Origin of the sequence: Chengkuizengella axinellae (assembly GCF_030730905.1) — a bacterium.
In the GTDB taxonomy this organism is placed as follows: Bacteria; Bacillota; Bacilli; order Paenibacillales; family KCTC-33759; genus Chengkuizengella; species Chengkuizengella axinellae.
Map to the genome: position 1 here is coordinate 594180 of NZ_JAVAMP010000002.1, position 23496 is coordinate 617675.

The window sequence follows — 23496 nt, forward strand, 5'->3', positions numbered from 1 at the left end:
TCTATACACCATTATATGTAAGTAGGGATAAACTTGTATAATGGTTTCGCCTATAAAAACCACTAAAAATAAAAATTAGTTGATTTGACCTAATTTATTTAAACCATAATTCCGTTCCGCGCACTTTCTTGATGACATCTAAAGCAAGTGATTTGATGGGAAATGAGGTTATTTAGTTGTATCAGTTTGAAAGAGAATTATTTATAATATAGTAGTACACTTTACCAACACCTAAATTAATTTAAATAATCAAATAACTCAAATCTCGAAAATTGGAGAATTGAAAGTGGGATACATGATGAAGGAAAATACAAAACGAGATAAACTCATTCTGTTCATTTTCAGCGCGGTAGTTATCATTTTATTATTAAACATGATAGTTTGGTTTTCTCTAGGGATTTTTAAAGACTATAAATATGAAAAGTTAAAAGCTTCAAACGGAGTTGAATTACATGTACTACAAACTGATCCTAACTATATAAGCTTTAAAACAATAAATGAAAATGTATCAGAGGCTGAGTTAATTGGTATCAATGGAGGTTTCTTTTATGAATCTTTTTTGTTAAGCATTGCTGTTGAGGACGGCACCCCTGCAAATGGAGAAGTAAATAAATATGGCTCTGGATGGTTTAATGAAAAATATGCAAGAGGTACTTTGGTATTTGATAAAGTAACAAATAAGTTTGCTATCCAAGTTGTAAAAAGCACCGATGAAATTAATATAACAGACAGATCAAAATATTGGGCTCATGGCGGGGTAAGTATGAGTTTGCAAAATGAAGAGCACTGGAAGGAGCGAAAAGAGGAGGAAGCTCTACCTTATCCTGATGGCCAACATTTACGAAGCGGTTTGGTTTTTGACCGAGAAGGAAATGTATATTTAATTGTTAGTTCAACAAAATCTACTGCTGATTTATTTCGAGATGCTGTATTGGAGAAGGTCGCTGTTGGTGTTCTTGTGGATGGGATATTTTTAGATGGAGATGGATCATCCCAGTTATATAGTGATGAAGTGAAACTAGCGGGGGATAGTAGAGATGTAGTGCAAATGATTGTAATTTCAAATAAAGATTAACAGTTATTTTCAAACTCTTGATCAAAGGTCGTTTGATTATTATCTAATTAGTCAACTGGAATTTAATCATTAATGGCTATATCTTATTAAGTTTTTCAATCTTATTTCTTGCAAGAGGTTTTAAAAATTGGTGATTAAATAAAAATGAAAAGCTCAGAGTTAACTGAGCTTTAGTGAGTATCGTAATTTATTAATTAATTATAAATCAACGACCAATATGAAATTAACTTACTTGCCTCTTCTTTTGAATAGGATACAATAAAAGGGCGAAAATGACAGTAACTAACACAAACACGATGGTAACTACATAAGGTTCTAAAATGATGGTCCCGAATATGTTATAAGTTTTAAAACTTACAAAAAAATGATCAACTGTCATTAAATAAATATAACCATAGCGAATATAGTTTTCAAAATTTGTTATTGAAAAACCATATAAAATCAAAGGTATGACAAATATGATACTGCTAATGATAATGGACTGTACGGAAGTTTTACTTAAGGATGAAATCAATATAATAAGAATGGCAAATCCGATTGAAAATAAAGTATGCAATATCATCTGAGTTGAAAAATATTCTAATAAGTTAAATGCATAAGGTGATTCATTAAATCTCATTATTTTTTGTAAAGGTGAATCCCATCCTTGACCAGTATATAATAAAGTGTTGATACCAACATTGTATATGATTTGAATACCGACGATGAATAATACATAGATGACAGCAGCCAACAATTTTGCTGAAGTTACCTTTTTACGACCATGAGTCGAACTTAAAATAATTTGATTCATTCCAGTTCCTGTTTCTTTGGAAAAAACAGATGATAATCCTATAATAAGCAATAAGGCTGTAAAGATTACAAAAAATGTTTCTAAATTATCAATGATATTAGTTGGACCTAAGTTAAACATGGTTGTATTTAGATCGACTTTTTCTAACATTGAAAGTTTAAGCTCTAATTCCTCATAATTAGTTCCATTGCTGTTGTTTAAACTTTGTATCTCCTGTTCTAAAGCAGCTTTTCTCTCTTTAAAGTTTGAGTATTCAAAGTCTTCAAATAATATATTTGATATCGTATTACCATAAGCTTTCTCTTTTGGTGAGGATAAATTTTCAACATCCATCTTGTTTAATTCATCTTTTAGCTTGGATATTCTTTCTTCTGAAAGGTCACCTTCTAATTTATCCCACGCAGCAACTGTATCTTCTACAGAATCTCCATAAGATGTAGAAGTTGAGGATAGTGTGATGGCGGACAAACCTAAGAAAATAATGATTAAGGTAATCCATATGCTTTTTTGACTAAAAATTTTATAAAGTTCAAATTTTAATAAGGATCTCATTTTATCTCCTCCTGATCGAAATAATATAAATATAAATCTTCTAAGTTAGGTGCAGCTTGGAGTGCTCTGGCATCCGGTTTTTCCTCAGCAATGATTCTAAGACCTACTCCATCATTTTGTCTAACAATGTTTCCAACCTTATATACTGATTGAAAGTTAGGTACTTCGTTTTCATTAACGGTTACGGTCCACACTTTATCCTTTATATGCTCAAGTAATATTTCTGGACTATTTTTATGAATTAATTGTCCCGATTTTAATACAATAATTTCTTTAGCGATAAATTCAATGTCCGATACTATGTGTGTAGATAGTAATACAATTCGATCTTTTGAAATTGAAGATAATAGGTTTCTGAAACGAATTCGTTCCTTCGGGTCTAGTCCTGAAGTAGGCTCGTCCACAATTAACACTTTTGGATCATTTAAAAGTGCCTGCGCTATACCTATACGTTGTTTCATTCCACCTGAGTATTTTCCTACTTTTCTTTTGGAATGTTCTGATAGGTTAACGACTTCTAATAACTCATCCACTTTTTTCTTAGCCTGCTCTTTTTCAATTCCTTTTAAAGAAGCAATATACATTAAATATTTTTCAGCAGTGAAGTTTTTATATAGTCCAATATACTGGGGTAAATACCCAATGACATCACGATATTTATCATCCAGTACATCTATATCTTTTCCTTCAAACAAAATACGACCTGAGGAAGGTTTTAATAATGTAACTAACATTCTCATTAATGTAGTTTTTCCAGCTCCATTAGCGCCTAGAAATCCATATACCCCTTCTGTTAAATCAAATGAAACATTGTTTACAGCTAATTTATCTTTAAATTGTTTAGATACGTTCTCAACAGATAATTTCAATTTCAGCACTCCTTTTGAATAGATTGATATTTCATAAAAGACTCGACGGTAATTCGAGAGATTCCATTAAGTGTTTTCTTCGTTGCTGTTTATTAGCTCCCACATAATAAAACGATCTAAGTTTAAAAAAGATTTAAATTTATTTATGAATGAAAAATTTTCAAATTAACACTCAGTGCTGCACATTGAGTAGGGAATCGGACAAGGAAAAAGCTCAGATTATACTGAGCCTTAATGTCATTTTTAAGATGAATGTGAATCCTTAATAGGGAAGGTTGCAGGATGTTAGCTTACTTGTTTTCTATTTATGATTGGGTACAGCAATAATGTGAAAACAATAGAAATAATTGTAAAAACAATGGATGCTGCAATTGGTTCTAATACAGGTGTTCCGAAGATATGAAAAACTTCAAAGAATCTAAAAAATTCATCCACTTTCATCATATTGTAATAGCTATATCGGATAAAATCTTCTAAACCACTAATTCGGAAACTGGACAAAATCAATGGTAAGATAAATAGGATACTGCTAATGATAATTGACTTTACAGAAGTTTTACTTAAAGAAGAAATCAACAAAATCAACATAGCAAATCCGAGTGCAAACAAAGTATGCAACATCATTTGAACCGAAAAATACTCTAATAGGTTAAATGCATAAGGTGAGTCGCGAAATATATCTAATTTATGAATAGGTGAACTCCATCCTTGACTTGTATATAACATCGTATTTATGCCAATATTTATTATGAACTGAATTCCAATGATGAATGTTACATAGACGACAGCTGCAAACAACTTTGCTGAAGTTACCTTTTTACGACCATGCTTTGAGCTTAAAAGGATTTGATTCATTCCGGTTGTTGCTTCGTTTGAAAAGATCGTTGATAATCCAATGATGAGCAGTATACCTGTGAAGATTGTGCCAACTCCGAGAAACGCTATAATACCTAAAGGTCCTTCACTGTATGTTGTTTCATTAAAGTTAATTTTTTCTAACATGGAATGTTCAAGTGTCAATTGCTCATATTTTGCACCACTTGCATTACTTATATTCTGCATTTCTTGTTCTAAAGCAATTTTCTTTTCATTTATTCTTTCTTTAGCGTCATATTCAGATATTATTTTCATTAAAGTAACTCTGTATGAAAACTCTTCTGATGTACTTGAACTAACATCCATTTCATTCAATTCTTCTTGCAATTTTGTTATTCTTTCTTTAGATAGATCCCCTTCAAGCTTTTCGTAAGCTGCTTTTGTGTGCTCTTTAGTGACTCCAATTGATTGTGATGATGAAAACATCATTAGAAGAGGCAACCCTATAAAAATGATAAGAAAAGTGATCCATACACTTTTTTGAGTAAAAATTTTGTAAAGTTCAAATTTAAATAATGATCTCATTTAATCATCTCCTCCTGATCAAAATAATATAAATATAAGTCTTCTAAGTTTGGTGCAGCTTGAATTGCTCTGGCATCTGGTCTATCTTCAGCAATGATTCTAAGACCTACTCCATCATTTTGTCTCACGATATTTCCGACCTTAAAGGCAGCTTGAAATTTGGGGACTTCATTTTCATCAACAGTTACTGTCCATACTTTGTCCTTAATTTTATCAAGTAATGATTCAGGATGATCTTTATGAATTAATTGTCCAGCTTTTATTACAATGATTTCTTTAGCGATAAATTCAATGTCTGAGACGATGTGTGTAGACAATAATACAATTCGGTCTTTTGAAATAGAGGACAACAGATTACGGAATCGGATTCGTTCCTTTGGATCTAGTCCCGCAGTAGGTTCATCTACAATCAATACTTTAGGGTCATTTAAAAGAGCTTGTGCAATCCCTATACGTTGCTTCATCCCGCCTGAGTATTTGCCTACTTTTCTTTTTCGATGTTCTGATAAATTCACGACTTCTAATAACTCGTCTACTTTTTTCATGGCTTTTTCTTTTTCAATCCCTTTAAGTGAAGCAATATACATTAAATATTTTTCAGCAGTGAAGTTTTTGTATAATCCAATATACTGGGGTAAATACCCAATGACATCACGATATTTTTCATCTAGTACATCAATATCTTTTCCATTAAACAGAATACGACCTGATGATGGTTTTAATAGAGTGACTAACATTCTCATTAATGTAGTTTTACCAGCTCCATTAGCTCCTAAAAATCCATATACACCTTCCGTTAAATCAAATGAAACATTGCTTACGGCTAATTTATCTTTAAATTGTTTAGATACATTTTCTACCTTTAGTTTCAAGTTAAGCACCTCTTTTTGAATTATTAATTTTCTAGCTATCAATCAGGCGTTCACATAGTATAACGACGATGGTTTGAAAATGATTTAATTTGTAGAATGTTATTTATTGTAATTGCCTACATCCAGTATTCATCACTAGATTACTTCCTTTCTTTCATAGGTGCGATAAAGCAACCATGTGAAAAAGAGAGTAGTTAAAACAAATACAGTGGGTATCGCAATCGATCCTAATACAGGTGATTCAAAGAAATTAAATACTTTAAATCGATTAAAAAGTACATCTACTTTCATTAGATAAGTGTAACTATATTGAATAATGGTATCTATTTGAATGAACTTAGCTACTTGAACGACATTACTCATTTGAATGAGGTTAAAAAACGATAACATCATTGGAGCTACAAACACAACACTGCTAATAATAATCGAATGATAGTTGTTTTTGCATAAATTAGAAATCAATAATACAAAGATGGCAAAACCTATAGAAAACAAAGTATGCAATATCATTTGGATTGAAAAATACTCAAAAAGATTCAGTGAATAAGGTGACAACATAAATGAAGATGACTTTTGAAGAGGAACCAACCACCCATCATTTCCATATAAAAAAGAATAAATTCCCCAATTATATAAGAGTTGCACACCTATGATTGAAATTACAAAAAAGACTGCGGTGATGATTTTGGCTGAAACTAATTTATTACGCCCATTTTTTGAGCTTAAAATCAGTTGATCCATTCCAGTAACATCTTCGTTTGAAAATATGCTGGATAACCCAATCAAAATTAGAATCCCTGTAATCATATATCCAAAAGCAGAGACATAATCCATCATTTTTTCAGGTCCTTTATGAAAATAAGTTTCATTTAAATCAATCTGCTCTAACATTAATTTCTGAAGGAGTAAGCTTTCATAGTTAAACCCAGTAGCTATTGTAAGGTCTTGTTCTATTCTCGATATTAAATTGTCATAATATTCTATATCCTCATATTCAGACATAGTTTCAATAAGGGCACTTCCATAAGCTAGATCTTCCTTTGAACTACTTTTTTTTGTTCTACTTTCAAACTCCTGTTCTTGCCGTTCATATTTTTCCTTAGAAAGCTTCCCCTCTACTTGTTTGTAAGCAGATATCATTTCTTGTTTTCCATAATAAAAAGAACTTGAAAAGGTGCTATAAAGAGTTAATGTGGATAGAACAAGTAAAATCAGCGCAAAAACGATTAGCACACTTTTCTGGCTGAAAATTTTATATAATTCAAATTTTAATAATGCTTTCATGGTGTTTACTCCTTTTAGAAAGTACCTAATTATGGTTTGTACATATCGTTTTTATTTTATCCATGTATAACTTAAAGGTTCTTTAAATATATAATTGGAAAAACGTATATGTTAAAAAATTCTCATGATGATCATGTCATTTTTTAATAAAAAAAACTCAGCAATAGAGCTGAGCAAAAGAAAGGAAGTGTTTCTAACTAAAGAAAAATATAAACTACATAAATCATAAACAGAAGGGTGTCCAGTCCTCTGTACTCTTTACAACGATCCATCTTTAGTAAAAGTTTTAATTTACTTCAAAAAACATCTCATCTTTTGAAGTTTTTTTAATTTGATTTGCAAAAAAGAATATGGAAACAGCCATTAACAGCAAGTAAAAAGTAAAATGTATGGATTCAAAATAATTTATTATATTAGGAGTCATTGAATATGAAATTGCAAATGAAATCCATACTAACATAATAATAGGCGCTGCAAAGTTATTTTTAAATTTCATGGTTATAAATAAACCAATGGAAGAAACAAAAGTAAATGGAATGATCCAGTACAAAAATAATTTTACTAACATAATGTGTTCACTGAAAAATAATTGTAATAAAGCAATTAAACTAACACTTAAAAATAAATTATAGGTTCCTACCATAAACATTTTTGAAAACATAAGCTGCTGTCCCGTGTATTTAAAGGTTTGTTCTAGTTCTAACATATTGGAATCTCTCCCTCTAAATACTTCAATCAATCCAAGAATAAATGGGATAGGTGAAAGCAGCATAACAGAGGCATAGGGTTGATTATTATATATCCCAGTTTCTGCTGTAAAAGCATTATAAGTTGAAAGAAAACCAATAATAAAAAAAGCCAAGTTTAAAAGCCAAAATGTTTTACTGATGAATAAGGTTTCCTTGAATGAAAAACGAAGTAGTTCTCCATAAATTTGAAAAAAGCTCTTCTTTTTTGTTTTTTCTGGCACGTAAGTGCGTAATACATCAACTGTATGGTTGACTTGAGCAGAGTTTGGGTATTCAATTGTGTATTCATCAAGCATTTTCATTAATTCAGGATCTTCAAATTCCTTAAGATCCAACTCATCTTTGCGTTTCAAAGGATTCCCTCCTTTTACAATTAATTCACCTTTGTGTGTTGTTTTAGTGATGATTTTAGTTTAGAAAGTCCTTGTTTTAATCTAGACTTTACTGTGGATTCATTTGCATCTGTTATTTTAGCAATCTCTTTGATTTTCAAGTCGTGATAATACTTTAGTAATATCGCTTCTTTTTGATAATCCGGCAGTTCATCAATGGCTTGTTTTATCTCCTTTCGTTTTTCTTTATTTTCAAATATATAATGGATGTCTCTTGAATCAGAGGGGATTTGATCATCAAGTTCGTCTATTTTGGAAGCTGTACGAAAAGATTTTGATTTAAAGTAATCCCTGCAATGATTCACTGCGATGGTGAACAGCCAACTTTTAAAATTGCCTTTTTTCGTTGAGTAGGATGGAATGTTCTTCATCATTTTAATAAAAACCTCTTGAGTCAAATCGTATGCCAAATGTTTATCCCCAGTTTTTCTGTAAATAAATGCGTAAATGATATTGTAATATTTCTTGACCAAAACCTCAGTTGCAGCATCACTTCCGCCTTGTATTTCTTGAATAAGTTCGTGATCTGTGGCCAATTTGTTCACCTCTCTGGTAGTATAACGACAAGGAAGTAAAAAAGATTTAAATTTATCATGATTTTAAATTAAAAAATCTAAAATACCCGAAAGTGCCTAAAATTAAGCATTTTCGGGTAACAGAAAATTTCTACAGAAACATGAGCAAGGTTTAATCAAGTCGTAAACTATCAATCATTTTGGAACAGTTAGTATCGGTTAATACATCAGCTCCACCTAGTTTATCAATCCAATTAGGAACTGTAGCGTCATTACAGACTTTAATTAATTCATCATAATAAACATCCATAAGTAACCATGGGTTCTCAAATCCGACACTTTGACCGATAGCATTAAGATCAGTGGTTTGTAAAGCATGTTCTGCATTTCTCTTTATATCATTGACGTAGTTTATTTGAGTTTTTACATCCTCACGTGTGCCTAAGCGAGTAACATGACCAGCAACTAATGTGTTAAAGTCATAGTCCATTATTTTAGAGTGAGCTTCTATCCACCCTGGAATATCTTCAGAAAGAGCTAAATAACGAAAAGGTACCCAGCCTGGAAAAATGATATCCACAGCCATTAAAACTTTTTCATCAGGTACATAAATAAAAATATTTCCTCTCTGATGATTATCTCCCATATAATCTAACTGAAGTTTTTTATTTCCTACTTTTAATTTCATGTTACTACCTTTAAAAGTTTTTGTAGGTATAGGGCGGTTAGGATCTTGTCGCTTCTCTAATATTTTTTTTGTTTCTTCATGTGCAATAATTTCTACATCATCAGGGAACATAGATGCGGCACCAATATGATCTTTGTGCGCATGACTATAAATGAGGTATTTTACGGGCTCATCCGTTACTTCTTTGATCGCATTTAAGTACTTTTCTCCCATTGATTGTGGAGCGTCTACCGCTATAACTCCTTTTCCAGTAGTAAGAAACATCGTCGTGAAAATACCATCCATTACAGCATAAACTCCATCTCCGATTTCTTCGACTACATATCCTTTATCCATAGGAATAACGGGTCCTTTTGCATTTTCTGGGAGAGGAGCTACTGCACTGGTTTCTTCTCTTTCATTTGAATCACTTTCTTGATTTGTCATTTCATTTCTTTCAGTCTCAGTATGATGCTCATATCCCATAACATTTCCGACTTGGGATGACAATGCAAGTGTCAAAATACAAGTGAAAATTATTATTTTTGTAAATCGTTGTTTGTAGGACATTGTTTTACATCCTTCCTTTTTAGTAATTTATGTACGTGAAAAACACGACTGTTTATATTATTTGAGTTTAATTTTTTATTATTCTCAATTTTATAAGATATGTAAGTTGATGAATGAAGTTAGAACAATAATTCCAATTGAAGTCTCGATTCTATTCATAACCTGTAACCCATTTGTTTGTAATTAATAGTTAACAATCCAAGCAAAAACAACACATGGTTCATAAAATACATAATAGAGCTGCGAGAGGAGGTGTTTTAATTAATGGGTTTAGAAAAAGAGACCTTTGTTACTGCTCAAAGTTTTTCAATAGAAGACCCTTTTGATCCTACTGAAGAAAATGTTATTTCTATTCCAACACCAGGTAGTTCTGAGGAAGTTCTTACGGTTGATGTGTGTGTTAAACAACCACATAAAACTCACGTATTACTTGACTCCATGGCTCAGGTTGCAGTACGGGCAACATTGTCACCATTTCCGGTTAATGTTACCTTTGTAGTGGAATATGAACTGGAGCGTAATGGAACTAGAATTGCTTCAATTACTGATGAAATGGATTACCTGGCTGTAGGTAGTACACCAGGAGTCAATGGGAGACATAATAACTTTCCTAATTTTCCTTTAGTTGATGAGAATCCTGATCCTGGAAACAATACCTATGTATTAAGATGCACAAATTCTAGTCCTAATCCCTCTCCGTTTATTACAATTGGTTCTCGGAGTCTCAAAGCAGCCGTGATCACATTATAGATTATAGTTTAATCTTTTAATGAAAAATGAAGAGTGCTGAGAAGATGTTCTTCATTTTTCTTAAAATGTGAGTCCAAAAGACACATTCACTATCCATAATCAACTACTAAAATATGGTATAATGTGTTCTTGAATTAATTCGCTGCAATATAAAGGGTAGGTGTAAGTGAAACATGGAGATTGTATTCATAAGACATGGACAAGGCGAACATACATTAAATCCACCAAACAGCCTTAAAATAATGGATGCTAACATAACGGATAAGGGAAGGGTACAGGCAAAAGCTTTATTTGAAACCTACCCCTTAAATCAACAAGATTTGATTATAGTAAGTCCTACAAGGAGAACGATTCAAACAGCATTGTACTGGAGTAAAACGATTGAATGTGAAATTATAGTTCATCCAGCAGTAGGTCCAAGAATGTTTCCTATGTTACCTGCATCAAGAGCTTTTCCTTGTGATCAACTGCTTTCAAAAGAAAAAATAGAAGTAGATTTTCCTCAAGTTTCTATCTATCAAGTAAATTCTATTACGTGGGAACAAGGAATAAATACTCTATCTGAGGAAGAGTTTACTGCTATAGCTGAAGATTTTATGGAGTGGTGTATAGAGCTGAATAAAAGTAGATTATTTATCGTATCACATGATGGGACGATTACTTCGTATCGACAATTTTTGGGTGAATCAAATCTTACTAGGAAAGATTTTTTAGGGGAGACAGGGAGTTATATTGCCAAATTTGACGGAAGAAAATAATAGTATTTTTAGTTAAGTTGCTAGAGTAAAGGGTAGGAGGGGAGAGTACAGTAATGAAAACTTCTGACCCTGCCCAGTGTAGTAGGAATTATAAATGAGCTGGATACCCTGTGATCTTTTGTATAGATTCATATAAAGGAGTAAGTTTTTTATACATTTTTTTATACACATGATGATATAGATCATCGTATATTTTAACATTTTCATGATTAGGCTCAAAAACTTGACTATTTCTTGTCATTTTCTGAACAGCAGTTTCAATATCTGGATGAAGCCCAGCCCCAACCGCTGCTAGTATAGCTGCACCTAAACCAGAAGCCTCACTTACAGAGGGTCTAATGGCTGGTAAATGGAATACATCGGCAGTAATTTGCATCATTTTATCGCTATTTGAGCCGCCACCGCACACGATCAACTCTGTCATTGGAGTTTTAGTTCGTTTTTCAATCCGTTCGCGACCTTCTCGTAATGAATAGGCTAAACCTTCAAGTAGAGCTCTATAAAAGTGACCTTTTGTATGAACTCCACCAAAACCAATGACCGCACCCTTCGCATCTGGTCGCGGATATCTTATACCAGGAGACCAGAATGGCTGGAGTACAAGTCCCATGGATCCAGGTGGGATATCAGCGACTAAATCATCTAAAATCTCTTCCGCTGGTACACCCAAATTACTTGCTAATCGCAGCTCTTCATTAGCAAACTGCTCTTTAAACCATGAAACCATCCAAAATCCTCGATAGGTTTGTACTTCCAAGTTATATTCTCCGGGGGCAGCACTTGGATAAGGTGGGATGAGTTTAATCGGTTCAAGATATTTCTTCGAATTCACATTGATAGTGGCTGTTGTTCCGTACCCTATACTTCCTTGATTAGGTTTCAAACAACCTGTACCAAGCACTTCGCAAGCTTTGTCTGTTGCCCCAGCAATGACTGGCAAGCCCTCTGGAATTCCAGTATTTTCTGCAGCTTCCTTTGAAATTGTACCTAACTGCTCTCCTGGTTGAACTAGTTCAGGTAACATCTCTTCGGTGACAGGTATTGCCTTTCGCTTCCAGTGTGACTTTTTTGACCAGTTCTGCTTTTTATAATCAAATGGGAGGTAACCAACCTGACACCCAATCGAATCTACAATTGAATCCGTTAATTTAAAATTAATATATCCTGAAATCATTAAATAATAGGAGGTTTTATCCCAAATTTCTGGCTGAAACTGTTTTATCCAATTGGCCTCAGCTTCTGCTTGCAGGTAATGTAATGTTTTGTTTAGCCCCGTTAGATGAAATAGAAGTTGCCAAGCTGAGCCAACCTTTGGCCACTCAGTTGATCTTCGTTGATCTAACCATAAAATTGCAGGTCGTAGAGGATTGTGATCGGCATCCAGATTAACCATCGATCCTCTCTGAGTAGTTAGGCTAACAGATACAATAGACTCTTTTTTTACTTTGCCTTGATTGAACAGTTTTTGTGAAGACTCCGCCACACATTTCCAATAATACTCTGGATGCTGCTCAGCCCAACCTGATTCTGGGGAAAAATAAGCGGGACTATAAATCACTCTAGCAAAATCAATAAGATTTCCATGTACATCAAAGACAAGTGTACGAACACTTTGAGTCCCTATATCTATTGTTAAAACACTTTCATTCATAGATAAAATTCCCCTTTCATCTGTTTATATTTGAGAGACTTTACTGAATGAATCAAATTATTGATTCAATAAATCAGGACTATAGTGATTTTTCCAAATTTGGTTATAACGCGATGCCTCTTGTTCCCACCGATTTTCATCCCAACCTAAGGATGGCAATATCTCATTCTTAAGACGACCTATTATGTCGCTTCCTCCAGATGGAAGCAACATACCTATACGTACTCTACGAAGTAATAAGTCATCTAAATGAACGATAGATTCATTCTGTGCAGCCCAACGAAGCTCTGACCATAAGTTGTTTGTTCCTGGTATAAATTCACAACCATTTTGTTCAATTTCATCCATAAAACTAGACCATTCATTTCCATACCGACCAAACAACCGACGTGTCATGTTATCACCTAAATGTGAAGATAATATTGAATTCATTTTCATTTCTTGTTTAAAATTTCTCGTTTTATTTGAGTCATTTTGATGAGAAATCTCACTTTTTACTTTGTCCATGACCTCACGAGCCAATAAATCAAATGTTGTTAATTTTCCTCCAGTTACGGTTAATAAGCCTTTCTCCATCCAAATACAATGATCTCTTGCTTCTTTAGATGGATCTTTTTTTCCAGTATGTACCACAGGCCTCACACCAGAAAAGGTTGACAAGACATCCTCAGCTTTTAGATTATACGAAGGGAATATTTCATTAAGACCTTCTAGCATATATTTTCCTTCTTCATAACTTATACTCGGTTCATCACCTAGTGATGTTTTATGATCAATATCCGTTGTACCAACTAATGTCACGCCTTCCCAAGGAAATGCATATAAGTAACGTCCATCCGCAGGATGTGTAATGCTAATGGCTTGTGCTAGCGGTAACCGCCAATTTGGGAAAATGAGGTGACTTCCACGTAAAGGTCTCATTCTTGGTACTTCTCCTACCTGGGATCGAAGTTGATCTACCCAAACACCAGTAGCATTAATCACAATTTTTCCAAACACTTCTTTCGTTTTATTCGTCTGTATATCCTTTACTGTTACTCCGCGAACATGTCCTTTTTGATCACGACATAATTCCTGGGCTGAACAATAGTTTAATGCAGTACCTCCTAATAACTCTCCTTCTTTAAGAACTCTAAGTACGAGTCGTGCATCATCTGTTCGTGCATCATAATATTGCAGTCCTGTGCTTAAACCGGTTTGTCTAATTCCTGGCGCCATTTTACTAAAATCCTCAGAATCATAACTTCGATGATTTTTTCGATGTGCAATCATATCATACAAGGTTAAACCTGCTTTTAATAACATTGGACCGAATCGATCCTCTTCATAAAATGGCATGAGTATGCCGAGAGGTTCAACTAAACCATCACATTCGCTGAGCAGTTTTTCCCTTTCGTGTACAGATTGCCAAGTTGTTTTTAATTGTCCTTGTTTTAAATAACGTAAACCACCATGTACTAGTTTACCAGAACGACTGGATGTTCCCCACGCAAAATCTTTTTTTTCTAAAAGCAAACAACGCAATCCCTGACTTGCCGCTCTTCTTAAAATACCAGCTCCGGTAATTCCACCACCGATAATGATAACATCCCAGGTTTCATTTAACTTATCCCAGATTTCTTCGCGGCGGTTGTTCATTCTTAACACCCCTTTTATTTCATGTTTAAAAAATTCCGTTTTCCAACCTATTAGATTAACTTCTCGTTATTCATTGTATTTTCCGGGTCTAAAGTATCGCATAACGAGCGAATCATTTGCATCCCTAGTTTTGTTTTTTCATTTTCTAAATATGGTTTATGGTCGATACCTACTCCATGCTGATGACTAATTGTCCCTCTATTTTTAACAATCGCTTCACTTGCAGCTTGTTTTAACTTTTCCCATCTGCGTTTAGTTTCAGCTGGATCATCACCCATGCGGAAGAGATAAGTTGTGTAAATGCTTGAACCATGAGGATAAATATGAGAGAGATGCGTATAAGCAAACACCTTTTCATCGATGTCTTGCAATCCTTCTTTTAAAGAAGATTCAATTGCCGCAACCATTCTCGGAACATCTTTCCAAGTTGTTGCTGTTTCTAAAGTATCAACAGCGTAACCTTGCTGCCATAAACTTTCACGTAAGTAAGGAGAGCGAAACCGGTTTTTAACCCATTGATGACCTGGTTTTGTTCCTACAAGTACTCCCTTGTGTTTTTTAATCACATTTTGAGCCTGGTTTAGTGAAGAACGAACACTTTTTTTACTGCCAGTAACACCATATAAAAGCATACATTTTTGTTCATTTACACCATTTATCTTTAACCATTTGTCCAACAAGGATAATATCTTGCTTTCACCTGCCATGGTGAGTTGAGAAATGGTTTCTTCAGGTAAACTTAAACGCATCATGGAGAGAGGGATCCCATCTTGTGCAATTTGTCTGATAGCCGCCATTCCTTGCTCCGGGGTAGGGAAGAAAGCAGAATAAAATTGTTCCTTTTCCGGTAGAGATGATATTTTAACTGTAGCTTTAGTCACGATACCCAACCTTCCCTCAGAGCCGAGTACAAATTCGCGCAAATTTGGTCCAGCTCCAGATGCAGGTAAATTAGATATTTTTAAACTACCAGTAGGTGTTTCAATTTCACCACCGACAAATAATTGCTCGATTCTTCCATATTTTAAAGATTGCTGTCCTGCTGAACGAGTTACAATCCATCCACCAAGTGTGGAGTATTCAAAGGATTGTGGGAAATGCCCTAATGTGAACCCTTTTGCCTGTAAAGCTGCTTCTAAGTCAGGACCTCTGATTCCCGCTTGAAACTGTGCTAAACCTCCTTCTTCATCCAAGTCTAGCAATTTATTCATTCTGCTGACATCAACAGTTATTGTAGGTTTATCACCAGGAAGAGCGCTTAAATGTCCAACTACACTTGTTCCGCCACCATAAGGAATAATATTAGCCTTTATTTTTTGTGCAAATTGCAATAATTCTCGAACCTCTTCTTCATTTAAAGGGAATGCGACACCATCTGGATACACGGGAATCGTTCCACTTCTTATTGCTATCCAATCTCCTAAGCTTTGTCCAACAGCATGTCGAAGTCGTTCCATTGGCTCAGTTTGAATCAAATGATGCTTTGGTAATCGAGATTCAGGTACATTGTTAATTGCTTCTTGTAAAGATACATCTGTTGGAGGTTTTCCATTGCCTAGTTCATTTTGTAAAAAGCTTTTAGCTGAAGCAGGCAACTCCATACTCTTAGATTCATCTCCCCAGCCATTCCATCTTTTCAATTTTAATTCCCCCTTGAATAATAAAATATTTATAAAAAAGTAATCGCTTTCAAAAAACTTTAATTAGCACAAGATTTAACTCATGCTGCTTTTCCATAGTTCAATGCTCTTCAGCATATCTTCTTTTGTAATTTGTTCAGCCTGTAAAGCGTCAGTAGACATAGCAGCCGCTAATAATCGAGCATAAAATCTATGGGTAGATTCACGGTTGTTTACATGAGAAAAATACTTTTTTCCCATAAGCCCATATATTTCAGAAAAACTATTAATTAATAAGATATAAATTGGATTTCCAGAAAGAATGGCTAATTGCTTTTGCAGATTCCAGTCAAATTGAGTAAAACTATCTGGACTATCCTCCAGCTCATCATATTTTGCTAAGACCGCAATGACTTTTGCTGGATTTTTTAGTACTGCGTCACGAACAAATGCAGGAGCTAAAGCTGATCGAACTTCAAGAAGATGAACCACAAAGTCTTCCGTATGTTCGTCTGTATTTGCGATAATGTTTTCAAGTGTATTTAAATTTCCTTCTTGCCAATAATGATTCACAAGTGCAGGTTGCCCTTTACGAATGGTCAGCCACTTATCTCTTGCCAGTCTTTGCAAAGACTCTCTTAAGGTAGTTCTTGCAATGCCTAAAGAGGCTGCTAATTCTCTCTCAGGGGGCAATGTACTGCCTGGTGGATATTCTCCTTCTAACATCGCTTTCATAAGAATTTGATCTACAGTCTGAGAAGAGTGGACATAGGTTTGTTTTTTTTCCAAATGAAAATCCTCCGTTTTAATTTCAGCTAGGTAGGTTGAATTTTGCTCAAGTGAGGCACAATTTAAAATTTTCTGAAACTTTAATTCAAATTTCATATGCTGTTTTTCAAGTACCTTCAAACATTGGTCAGTCAACAATTGTTCTCTGGTCATACCACAAATATATAATACTAAACTGAGGTTGTAAAGAAGAAAAATCAACACTACACCCCTCAAGATACCCAAAAAAGTGACGCTAAGCTTTTATTGTTTTATTCCCCAAGAAGAATTGGACGACAACTTCAAGAGACTCCAATCGGAGTTTTTTGTTTAATAAAAGCAAAAAGAGATTAGATATATAGTATAATAGTTGTTTTAATATTATTTCCTAGATAGGTGGTCAAACAGTGCTTTTATTACATTTCATGTTGAGTGTCTTTCTTGTCCATTTGGTGCACGAATTAGGACATGCCTATTTTGCAAAATTGTTTGGAGCAAAAGTGAATGAGATTTCCATTGGAACAGGACCTGCAATGATTCATATAAAAAAGTTAACATTTAGATTAGGTTTATTATTAGGTGGTTATTGTTATTGGGAAGAAAAACATAATTTAAGTGTTGTACGGATTAGTATCATTCATCTTGGAGGTATTATTTTTAATTTAATTAGTGCTAGCTTCATCTTAATGTTGATGTCTACATTTCAGTTTCCAGGGTATAAAGACTTTCTTATGTTTGTTTTATATTCTTATGCTTTGGTGATTTTGAATGGTATACCTTACCGTTTCGGTTTAATCAAAAGTGATGGATGGCAAGTGATAGAGATCTTCGTTTATTGGGTGAAAACTTGTCTGAAAAAGCGTTAAATAGTATATAGTAATATTTGAAACTAACAAGGAATTAGAACGTATGACATGGAAATGTTCTGGAGGTGATATATAATGAGTGTGATCTTAGATATACTTCCTGAAAATCTGTGCTATAGGGACAGCCAAAGCACTAGGGTTTACTGTTTAAAGCATTAGAGAAAAAATAGAGGTGTTATGAAAGTTGAAATTTCTTTCATTAGAATTAACTGGAAAACAATCTTTAGAATAGGTAGAGCATCATATCCCAGATTTAAAAGAAGATGAGGTATTAATAAAATCAATCGCGGGAGCGATTGATTGGAAAAAAATATTATAAAAGTGATATATTGAAAGGGCTGTTATCATGTCAAATTTCCTTAAAGATTTTCAGAGTTCTGTGAGTAAGGTCGTAATAGGTAAAGAGCATGTGGTAGAGTTATTGCTCATCTCTTTATTAAGCAAAGGGCATGTTTTACTGGAGGATGTTCCAGGAACAGGAAAAACGAAATTGGCAAAAACTTTTGCAACACTTATTAACGCTTCATTTAATCGTATCCAGTTTACACCTGATGTTCTTCCTAGTGATGTTACTGGAATCCAATTTTTCAATCCGAAGGATCAGGAATTTAGCTTGCGCTTGGGTCCTGTACATACCCATATATTATTAGCTGATGAAATCAATCGTGCTACACCACGTACACAGTCAAGTTTACTTGAAGCTATGGAAGAAAGACAGGTAACAATCGATGGACAAACCTATAAACTTCCTGAGCCATATATCGTGTTTGCCACTCAAAATCCATCAGAATCTCATGGTACATTTCCATTACCAGATGCTCAGTTGGATCGATTTTTGATGGTGATTCCTGTTGGATATCCAACTTTTGAGCAGGAAAAAGAAATGATGGATAAATATCGGGGCGAAGATCCTCTTTCAGAGATTAAAGTGTTGATTGATATAGAGAAAATTGTAGGGTTACAAGAACAGATTAAATCAGTAACCATTTCTGAGGATATTGAAACCTATATGCTTGCGATTGTACATGCTACACGTCAATCAGAATTAATAGAAACGGGTGTCAGTCCAAGAGGAACATTAGCATTTATGCGTGCCATTCAAGCTAAGGCTTTTTTAAATGAACGTAACTATTGCATTCCTGAAGATGTCATAAATTTGGCTCCTTACTTATTAAGCCATCGACTTGTGCTGTCAACTGAAGGGATGTTAAAAAGTACGAAAAGCGAGATTATAAAAAATATTGTAAAGTCGATTGAAGTTCCTGTTGAATCAGGGGCTGCTTTATCATGATGTGGAGAAGAGAAGTTCATATTCCTGAAATTTTTAGACGAGCAATATACGTGATTCCAATATTGTTTTTACTAGAATACTTATTGTTTTCATCTTTTATTTTAATATTTACGATTCTATTGTTCATTAGTATATATGCTTTCATTTATTATTATCTTCATCATATTCAGAATGACATACATCTGATGAATAGAAAAAAAACAGTGAAGTTATTTCCAGGTGAGACAGCAAAGATTCCAATAAATATAAAACATAGAGGGATTATTCCTTTTCTACAAGGTGAGATTTTTTTTCAATCTAGCAATACGATACATTGTACCAACGTGAACAAGCTTTTAGAGGATGATATGAAATCAAATTACAGGTTTTCTATTTCACATCAATTCAATTCTGAAAAAGTTTATCCAGTGGATATAGTTGCAAAAAAGCGTGGAATAGCTAAATTTCAAAATATTGAATTAAAAGCACTTGACCCATTTTTTATTGGATTCTCTTTACTTTTCTATCAATCTTATTTTCGGACTGAGGTACTTGTTTATCCAGAACCAAAACTGGTTGCGAACGCACATTTTCTTGAAAAGATGAAGGGTGGAGATCATATTACAAGGCATTCATTGTTTGAGGACACTTCACTCATTCGAGGTGCTAGAGAGTATGCTCCTAATGATCCTTTTTCTCGCATTCATTGGGGTTTATCAGCAAAAAATAATAGGTTAATGACAAAAGAATTTGACAACACCAATTATGTAAAATGGACATTTGTATTAAATGTTCTGGTGGATCATCCACAGTCAGTTAATAACTTTTCGTTAAATATGGAGAATGATATTTGTTATATAACTTACATGTGTCAATATGCACATAAACATAATATACCCTTTGAGATGTATGCGAATGTAGTAATGAACAATACACAATCCGCATTCCATTTAGAACAAGGGAAGGGTCAAACCCATTTGTTAAAGGCGATGGAGATGTTGGCAAGGATCACTACAGGAAGTATAACGATTAAACCCAACCATTTTTATGCTTCATTGAAAAAAAGGGTGGATGAAGATGCGATTATGATTTATTTTGGTGATCATGGGAAAACAACTGAAGAATTTCTCCTATCGTGGTTAAAAACCGGAACTACGATTTTTACTGTAGAAAAACAAGAAGAAGTTGCTCATATCTTACCGTTCGAAACAAGGAGGGGGTCTGTTGTTTAATTTTATAAAAAATTATCGCCTTGCTTGGTTAAACTATTCCTATGAGTCTATTATTATATATTTCGTATTAATTACAATTTCATATTATGAAGAACAAGCTCCTTTATTTATTCCTTTTCTAATTACATATGTTGTTGGAACATTACCAATGGCATGGATAATATATAGGAACAATGGGAAAGTAAGCTTACTAAATATGTTTGTATCAGTTCCAGTCATATTATTGGTTTCTTTCCTTTTTGGTTTTTCAATTTTTATCTCGCTTTTCATTTTAATCGTGTCAATATGGAGATTTCCTATTCATATGAATGAAAGGAAGATAGAAAATCTTGAAAATCAAATTTTTATTTCTATCTTAATCTTACCGCTTTGTTTATTTTTGAATGCTGACTTTACAATTGAATTTTTATTTTATTTGTTCTTTATACAAATTATATGTTTACCTTTAATAAAAAGAGAAAATATAAGGGTGGATGAAGGGACTAAAAGAAATTATTTATGGGTATTTTTGTCTCTAGTTAGTTTGTGTATTTTAATTGTCATAAGTGTTATGTTGATATTCCCATTATTATTAAGAGCATTCCTGTATTTATCTTCTTTTATTCTTATTCACGTTATAGGAAGATTCCTAGCATGGTTGTTATCAATCATACCTGAGAATGAAAGGGTTAAAGAGCTTTTTTCTACAACGCAAGGGGATTTAAGTGAAGAACCGATGCCTCTGATCACACAAGAAACGGTGGAATATTTTCCTGTCTTGGAGATCATTGGTTATACCTTGACAGCTGTCATTATTGGATTTGTTGGGTCTTATTTATACAAATGGTTAAAAAAAATAAAGATCTCCCCGCAACTTCCTAATTATATAGTGCCAGTTGACTCTTATGAAAGAGAAGGTGCAGAGAGTTTAGATGATATTGAATATCAATATTCTTCTCATAACAATAAGATGATCCGCAAGAAAATCGATCGACTAGAACATGCTATGGCTAAACAAGGGAAAGGGAGAAAACCATTTGAAACAATAGACAGCTGGCTTTTACGCTTGGGGGTAAATGAAAGTCAATCTATTCAAATGATAGAGGTATATAAACAAATTCGTTATGGTAATAAAGAAGTCTCTAAACAGGATAAACATACTTTTTTACAGAATTTAAAAGAATTGAAGGGTAATTTAAAGAAATGAAGCAATGATCATGAAAAAACTAGCCGTCAATCAAATTGTATTTTAATAGGATAAGCAGTTTAGCTGAGATGGATCAATCTCAGTTTTTCTGCTTTAGTTAACTTTTTGATTTCAATTTCTCTTTTTAAAGCATCAGATTTAGTATTGCACTCTTCATAATAGACTACTTCAACTGGCAGTCTTCCTCTAGTATATTTTGAAGCTTTGCCTTGATTATGAACGGCAACTCTTCTTTCTATATCATTTGTATATCCAGTATATAATGTATTGTCTGAGCACTTTAAAATATATACATAAAAGATAAAAACCACTCCATTCTAATTATAAAAAACTAGAAATAACCATATAACTTCCTGTAATAAGTAGAATCACATAAGTGATAATGCGAAAAGCTTCCTGATTAATCCATTTAAATAATAGTTGTCCAAATAAGATTCCTCCAAGTAGTGACGGGATGGCGATCAGTGAAGAAGTGAATACAATTTTATTTGTCCCAGCAAATATGATTTGCATGATAAGACTGATGAGATAAATAAATAAATAGTAAGCTAAAGTCGTACTTCTAAGTGTTGATTTATCCGTATTCACTCCAGCAAAATATAATAATAACGGAGGTCCTGGTACTCCAATACTAGTTGTTAAAGCCCCCGATATGCCACCAGTGAAAAAATCTTTTATGCGTGAACGTTTAATAGTTAATTTGAAAATCAATAGTACTGTTAAAATTAGAATCAAGATGCCAATGAATATTTTAAACGTTTCAACATCAAATGTTAAATAGATAAATAAACCTGGAGTGATTCCAACTGTACTTCCAATGATTAACCTTTTAACCAATGTTTTATTTATATCATGTCTAACTTTATATATCATAATCATAGAGATGAATAGAGAAAGAACAATGTTGATTTGTATTGCTTCCTGTGCTGGATAGATTAAAAAGAGAAAAGGGGTACCTAAAATAGAAAACCCAAATCCTGTACTTGTCTGTAAAGAAGTAGCCAAAAAAACAATAGTAATTAAAATAATCCAATCCAATGTATTCCCAACTTTCATTCTGTGACTTTAGTTTTGGACTCGTAGAAATTGTAAAAATAAATCTGCTGTTTTTGTTTTTAAGTTTGCAGGATGTGTAATGCAAATAAAGTTTCTTTCAATAGGGTGGTTTTTTATTTTTAGCGGTTTAAGGGTTTTTAATATTATTTCTTTTTGGATTGCCCATTTTGAAATGATAGATATCCCTAGACTTGCTTCCACCGATTCTTTGATCGTTTGTGATGTACCAAATTCCATGACTGAATTAGGAGAAAACATAAAATTCGAAAACAATTTATCAACAGTACTTCGAGTGCCTGAACCTGGTTTTCGAAGAATCCATTTTTCACTTATTAGTTGTTCAAATTCAACTTCATTTTGGTTTGCCAGCGGGTGATCAGGAGATATAATAACGACCAACTCATCCTTCGATAATGGAATTTGATCCAACCCGACAAAATCAATATGATCCTCAACAATGCCCAGCTCAATCTCATGATTCATCACTAAATTGAAAATATCTTGAGAGTTTTTAACCGTGATGTGAGGGATAACCTTCTCATGTTTTTCTGAAAATTGCGAGATCAATTTAGGCAACAGATACTCACCGAAGGTATAACCAGAGCCAATATGAAGTGGACCGCTAGGGACAAGCTTCAAATCATCGATGAGTCTTTGAATGTGTGCATACTGGTTTAAAAGATTTTTAGCATGAAAATATAAAATCTCACCCGCTTTTGTTAATCTGACAAACTTATTTGTACGCTCAAATAGTTTAATTCCGAATTTTTCTTCCAGCGTTTTTATATGAATACTCACAGCAGACTGAGTTAAATGCAGTTCTTCAGCAGCACGAGTGAAATTTTTCTTTTCTGCTACTGCAATAAAAATGCGTAAATGATGATCCAATTTTGCTCACTTCCTATACCTATCATTAAAAAAACTCATCATAAACATAAAAATAATAAATTTTACAAATGATAG

The 23496-nt window shown here is 33.5% G+C and carries 22 protein-coding genes; 7 read left to right on the top strand and 15 right to left on the bottom strand.

The window, feature by feature from the left end:
• Positions 1-295 precede the first annotated feature (295 nt).
• Positions 296-1075 (top strand): phosphodiester glycosidase family protein, encoded by a 780-nt coding sequence (locus Q5Y73_RS08455; RefSeq protein ID WP_305991636.1) that lies wholly within the window; start codon positions 296-298, stop codon positions 1073-1075.
• Between the two features lie 223 nt (positions 1076-1298).
• Here Q5Y73_RS08455 and Q5Y73_RS08460 read toward each other — a convergent pair whose 3' ends face one another.
• The 8 genes from Q5Y73_RS08460 to Q5Y73_RS08495 form a co-directional block, all read right to left on the bottom strand.
• The gene (locus Q5Y73_RS08460; RefSeq protein WP_305991424.1) at positions 1299-2420 is read right to left on the bottom strand and encodes an ABC transporter permease; all 1122 of its coding nucleotides are present in this window, start codon (positions 2418-2420) and stop codon (positions 1299-1301) included.
• On the bottom strand, positions 2417-3289 hold the full coding sequence (locus Q5Y73_RS08465) for an ABC transporter ATP-binding protein (protein ID WP_305991425.1): 873 nt from the start codon (positions 3287-3289) through the stop codon (positions 2417-2419). The genes Q5Y73_RS08460 and Q5Y73_RS08465 overlap by 4 nt, the downstream gene beginning before the upstream one ends.
• 285 nt (positions 3290-3574) lie before the next feature.
• Positions 3575-4690 (bottom strand): ABC transporter permease subunit, encoded by a 1116-nt coding sequence (locus tag Q5Y73_RS08470; RefSeq protein WP_305991426.1) that lies wholly within the window; start codon positions 4688-4690, stop codon positions 3575-3577.
• On the bottom strand, positions 4687-5562 hold the full coding sequence (locus Q5Y73_RS08475; RefSeq protein WP_305991427.1) for an ABC transporter ATP-binding protein: 876 nt from the start codon (positions 5560-5562) through the stop codon (positions 4687-4689). Before Q5Y73_RS08475 ends, Q5Y73_RS08470 begins: the two co-directional genes overlap by 4 nt.
• Before the next feature lie 135 nt (positions 5563-5697).
• On the bottom strand, positions 5698-6846 hold the full coding sequence (locus Q5Y73_RS08480) for a hypothetical protein (RefSeq protein ID WP_305991428.1): 1149 nt from the start codon (positions 6844-6846) through the stop codon (positions 5698-5700).
• A 286-nt stretch (positions 6847-7132) separates the two neighbouring features.
• Positions 7133-7948 (bottom strand): hypothetical protein, encoded by an 816-nt coding sequence (locus Q5Y73_RS08485; RefSeq protein ID WP_305991429.1) that lies wholly within the window; start codon positions 7946-7948, stop codon positions 7133-7135.
• Positions 7949-7968: 20 nt separating this feature from the next.
• Positions 7969-8523, bottom strand: coding sequence for an RNA polymerase sigma factor (locus Q5Y73_RS08490; RefSeq protein WP_305991430.1), 555 nt, complete (start codon positions 8521-8523; stop codon positions 7969-7971).
• A 151-nt stretch (positions 8524-8674) separates the two neighbouring features.
• Entirely contained in the window at positions 8675-9739 is a 1065-nt protein-coding gene (locus tag Q5Y73_RS08495) for an MBL fold metallo-hydrolase (RefSeq protein ID WP_305991431.1), read from the bottom strand.
• A gap of 264 nt (positions 9740-10003) precedes the next feature.
• On the opposite strand from Q5Y73_RS08495, the gene Q5Y73_RS08500 reads away from it, so the two are divergent.
• Both Q5Y73_RS08500 and Q5Y73_RS08505 read left to right on the top strand, forming a co-directional pair.
• Positions 10004-10489: a hypothetical protein gene (locus tag Q5Y73_RS08500; RefSeq protein WP_305991432.1), complete on the top strand. Its 486-nt coding sequence runs from the start codon at positions 10004-10006 to the stop codon at positions 10487-10489.
• A gap of 173 nt (positions 10490-10662) precedes the next feature.
• Positions 10663-11247, top strand: a complete 585-nt coding sequence (locus Q5Y73_RS08505) for a histidine phosphatase family protein (protein WP_305991433.1) — start codon at positions 10663-10665, stop codon at positions 11245-11247.
• 88 nt (positions 11248-11335) lie between these two features.
• On the opposite strand, the gene Q5Y73_RS08510 is transcribed toward Q5Y73_RS08505, so the two are convergent.
• The 4 genes from Q5Y73_RS08510 to fadR all read right to left on the bottom strand — a co-directional run bounded on the left by Q5Y73_RS08510 (position 11336) and on the right by fadR (position 16944).
• Entirely contained in the window at positions 11336-12898 is a 1563-nt protein-coding gene (locus tag Q5Y73_RS08510) for an FGGY-family carbohydrate kinase (protein WP_305991434.1), read from the bottom strand.
• Between the two features lie 57 nt (positions 12899-12955).
• The gene (locus tag Q5Y73_RS08515; RefSeq protein ID WP_305991435.1) at positions 12956-14536 is read right to left on the bottom strand and encodes a glycerol-3-phosphate dehydrogenase/oxidase; all 1581 of its coding nucleotides are present in this window, start codon (positions 14534-14536) and stop codon (positions 12956-12958) included.
• Positions 14537-14586: 50 nt separating this feature from the next.
• Positions 14587-16176 carry an FAD-binding oxidoreductase gene (locus Q5Y73_RS08520; RefSeq protein ID WP_305991436.1) on the bottom strand — a complete coding sequence of 530 codons (1590 nt, stop codon included), beginning with the start codon at positions 16174-16176 and terminating at the stop codon, positions 14587-14589.
• Between the two features lie 75 nt (positions 16177-16251).
• Positions 16252-16944, bottom strand: coding sequence for a fatty acid metabolism transcriptional regulator FadR (fadR, locus tag Q5Y73_RS08525; RefSeq protein WP_305991437.1), 693 nt, complete (start codon positions 16942-16944; stop codon positions 16252-16254).
• A 386-nt stretch (positions 16945-17330) separates the two neighbouring features.
• Here fadR and Q5Y73_RS08530 point away from each other — a divergent pair, with 386 nt between their 5' ends.
• The 4 genes from Q5Y73_RS08530 to Q5Y73_RS08545 all read left to right on the top strand — a co-directional run bounded on the left by Q5Y73_RS08530 (position 17331) and on the right by Q5Y73_RS08545 (position 21477).
• Entirely contained in the window at positions 17331-17789 is a 459-nt protein-coding gene (locus Q5Y73_RS08530; RefSeq protein WP_305991438.1) for a site-2 protease family protein, read from the top strand.
• A 346-nt stretch (positions 17790-18135) separates the two neighbouring features.
• Positions 18136-19080, top strand: coding sequence for an AAA family ATPase (locus Q5Y73_RS08535; RefSeq protein ID WP_305991439.1), 945 nt, complete (start codon positions 18136-18138; stop codon positions 19078-19080).
• Positions 19077-20291, top strand: a complete 1215-nt coding sequence (locus tag Q5Y73_RS08540; RefSeq protein WP_305991440.1) for a DUF58 domain-containing protein — start codon at positions 19077-19079, stop codon at positions 20289-20291. Before Q5Y73_RS08535 ends, Q5Y73_RS08540 begins: the two co-directional genes overlap by 4 nt.
• A complete protein-coding gene (locus Q5Y73_RS08545; RefSeq protein ID WP_305991441.1) occupies positions 20284-21477 on the top strand; it encodes a hypothetical protein in 1194 nt (397 codons plus the stop codon). Before Q5Y73_RS08540 ends, Q5Y73_RS08545 begins: the two co-directional genes overlap by 8 nt.
• A gap of 59 nt (positions 21478-21536) precedes the next feature.
• Here the strand turns inward: Q5Y73_RS08545 and Q5Y73_RS08550 are convergent, their stop codons facing one another.
• The 3 genes from Q5Y73_RS08550 to Q5Y73_RS08560 are packed head-to-tail and all read right to left on the bottom strand — an operon-like array spanning position 21537 to position 23421.
• Positions 21537-21788, bottom strand: a complete 252-nt coding sequence (locus tag Q5Y73_RS08550; RefSeq protein WP_305991442.1) for a GIY-YIG nuclease family protein — start codon at positions 21786-21788, stop codon at positions 21537-21539.
• 10 nt (positions 21789-21798) lie between these two features.
• On the bottom strand, positions 21799-22515 hold the full coding sequence (locus Q5Y73_RS08555; RefSeq protein WP_305991443.1) for a sulfite exporter TauE/SafE family protein: 717 nt from the start codon (positions 22513-22515) through the stop codon (positions 21799-21801).
• A 27-nt stretch (positions 22516-22542) separates the two neighbouring features.
• Complete coding sequence (locus Q5Y73_RS08560) at positions 22543-23421, bottom strand: LysR family transcriptional regulator (protein WP_305991444.1); 879 nt, start codon at positions 23419-23421, stop codon at positions 22543-22545.
• Positions 23422-23496 lie beyond the last annotated feature (75 nt).

Excerpts from the sequence above, each read along its gene's own strand:
- Q5Y73_RS08455 (WP_305991636.1), top strand. The coding sequence starts at position 296 with ATGATGAAGGAAAATACAAAACGAGATAAACTCATTCTGTTCATTTTC.
- Q5Y73_RS08460 (WP_305991424.1), bottom strand. The coding sequence starts at position 2,420 with ATGAGATCCTTATTAAAATTTGAACTTTATAAAATTTTTAGTCAAAAA.
- Q5Y73_RS08470 (WP_305991426.1), bottom strand. The coding sequence starts at position 4,690 with ATGAGATCATTATTTAAATTTGAACTTTACAAAATTTTTACTCAAAAA.
- Q5Y73_RS08480 (WP_305991428.1), bottom strand. The coding sequence starts at position 6,846 with ATGAAAGCATTATTAAAATTTGAATTATATAAAATTTTCAGCCAGAAA.
- Q5Y73_RS08495 (WP_305991431.1), bottom strand. The coding sequence starts at position 9,739 with ATGTCCTACAAACAACGATTTACAAAAATAATAATTTTCACTTGTATT.
- Q5Y73_RS08500 (WP_305991432.1), top strand. The coding sequence starts at position 10,004 with ATGGGTTTAGAAAAAGAGACCTTTGTTACTGCTCAAAGTTTTTCAATA.
- Q5Y73_RS08505 (WP_305991433.1), top strand. The coding sequence starts at position 10,663 with ATGGAGATTGTATTCATAAGACATGGACAAGGCGAACATACATTAAAT.
- Q5Y73_RS08510 (WP_305991434.1), bottom strand. The coding sequence starts at position 12,898 with ATGAATGAAAGTGTTTTAACAATAGATATAGGGACTCAAAGTGTTCGT.
- Q5Y73_RS08515 (WP_305991435.1), bottom strand. The coding sequence starts at position 14,536 with ATGAACAACCGCCGCGAAGAAATCTGGGATAAGTTAAATGAAACCTGG.
- Q5Y73_RS08535 (WP_305991439.1), top strand. The coding sequence starts at position 18,136 with ATGTCAAATTTCCTTAAAGATTTTCAGAGTTCTGTGAGTAAGGTCGTA.
- Q5Y73_RS08540 (WP_305991440.1), top strand. The coding sequence starts at position 19,077 with ATGATGTGGAGAAGAGAAGTTCATATTCCTGAAATTTTTAGACGAGCA.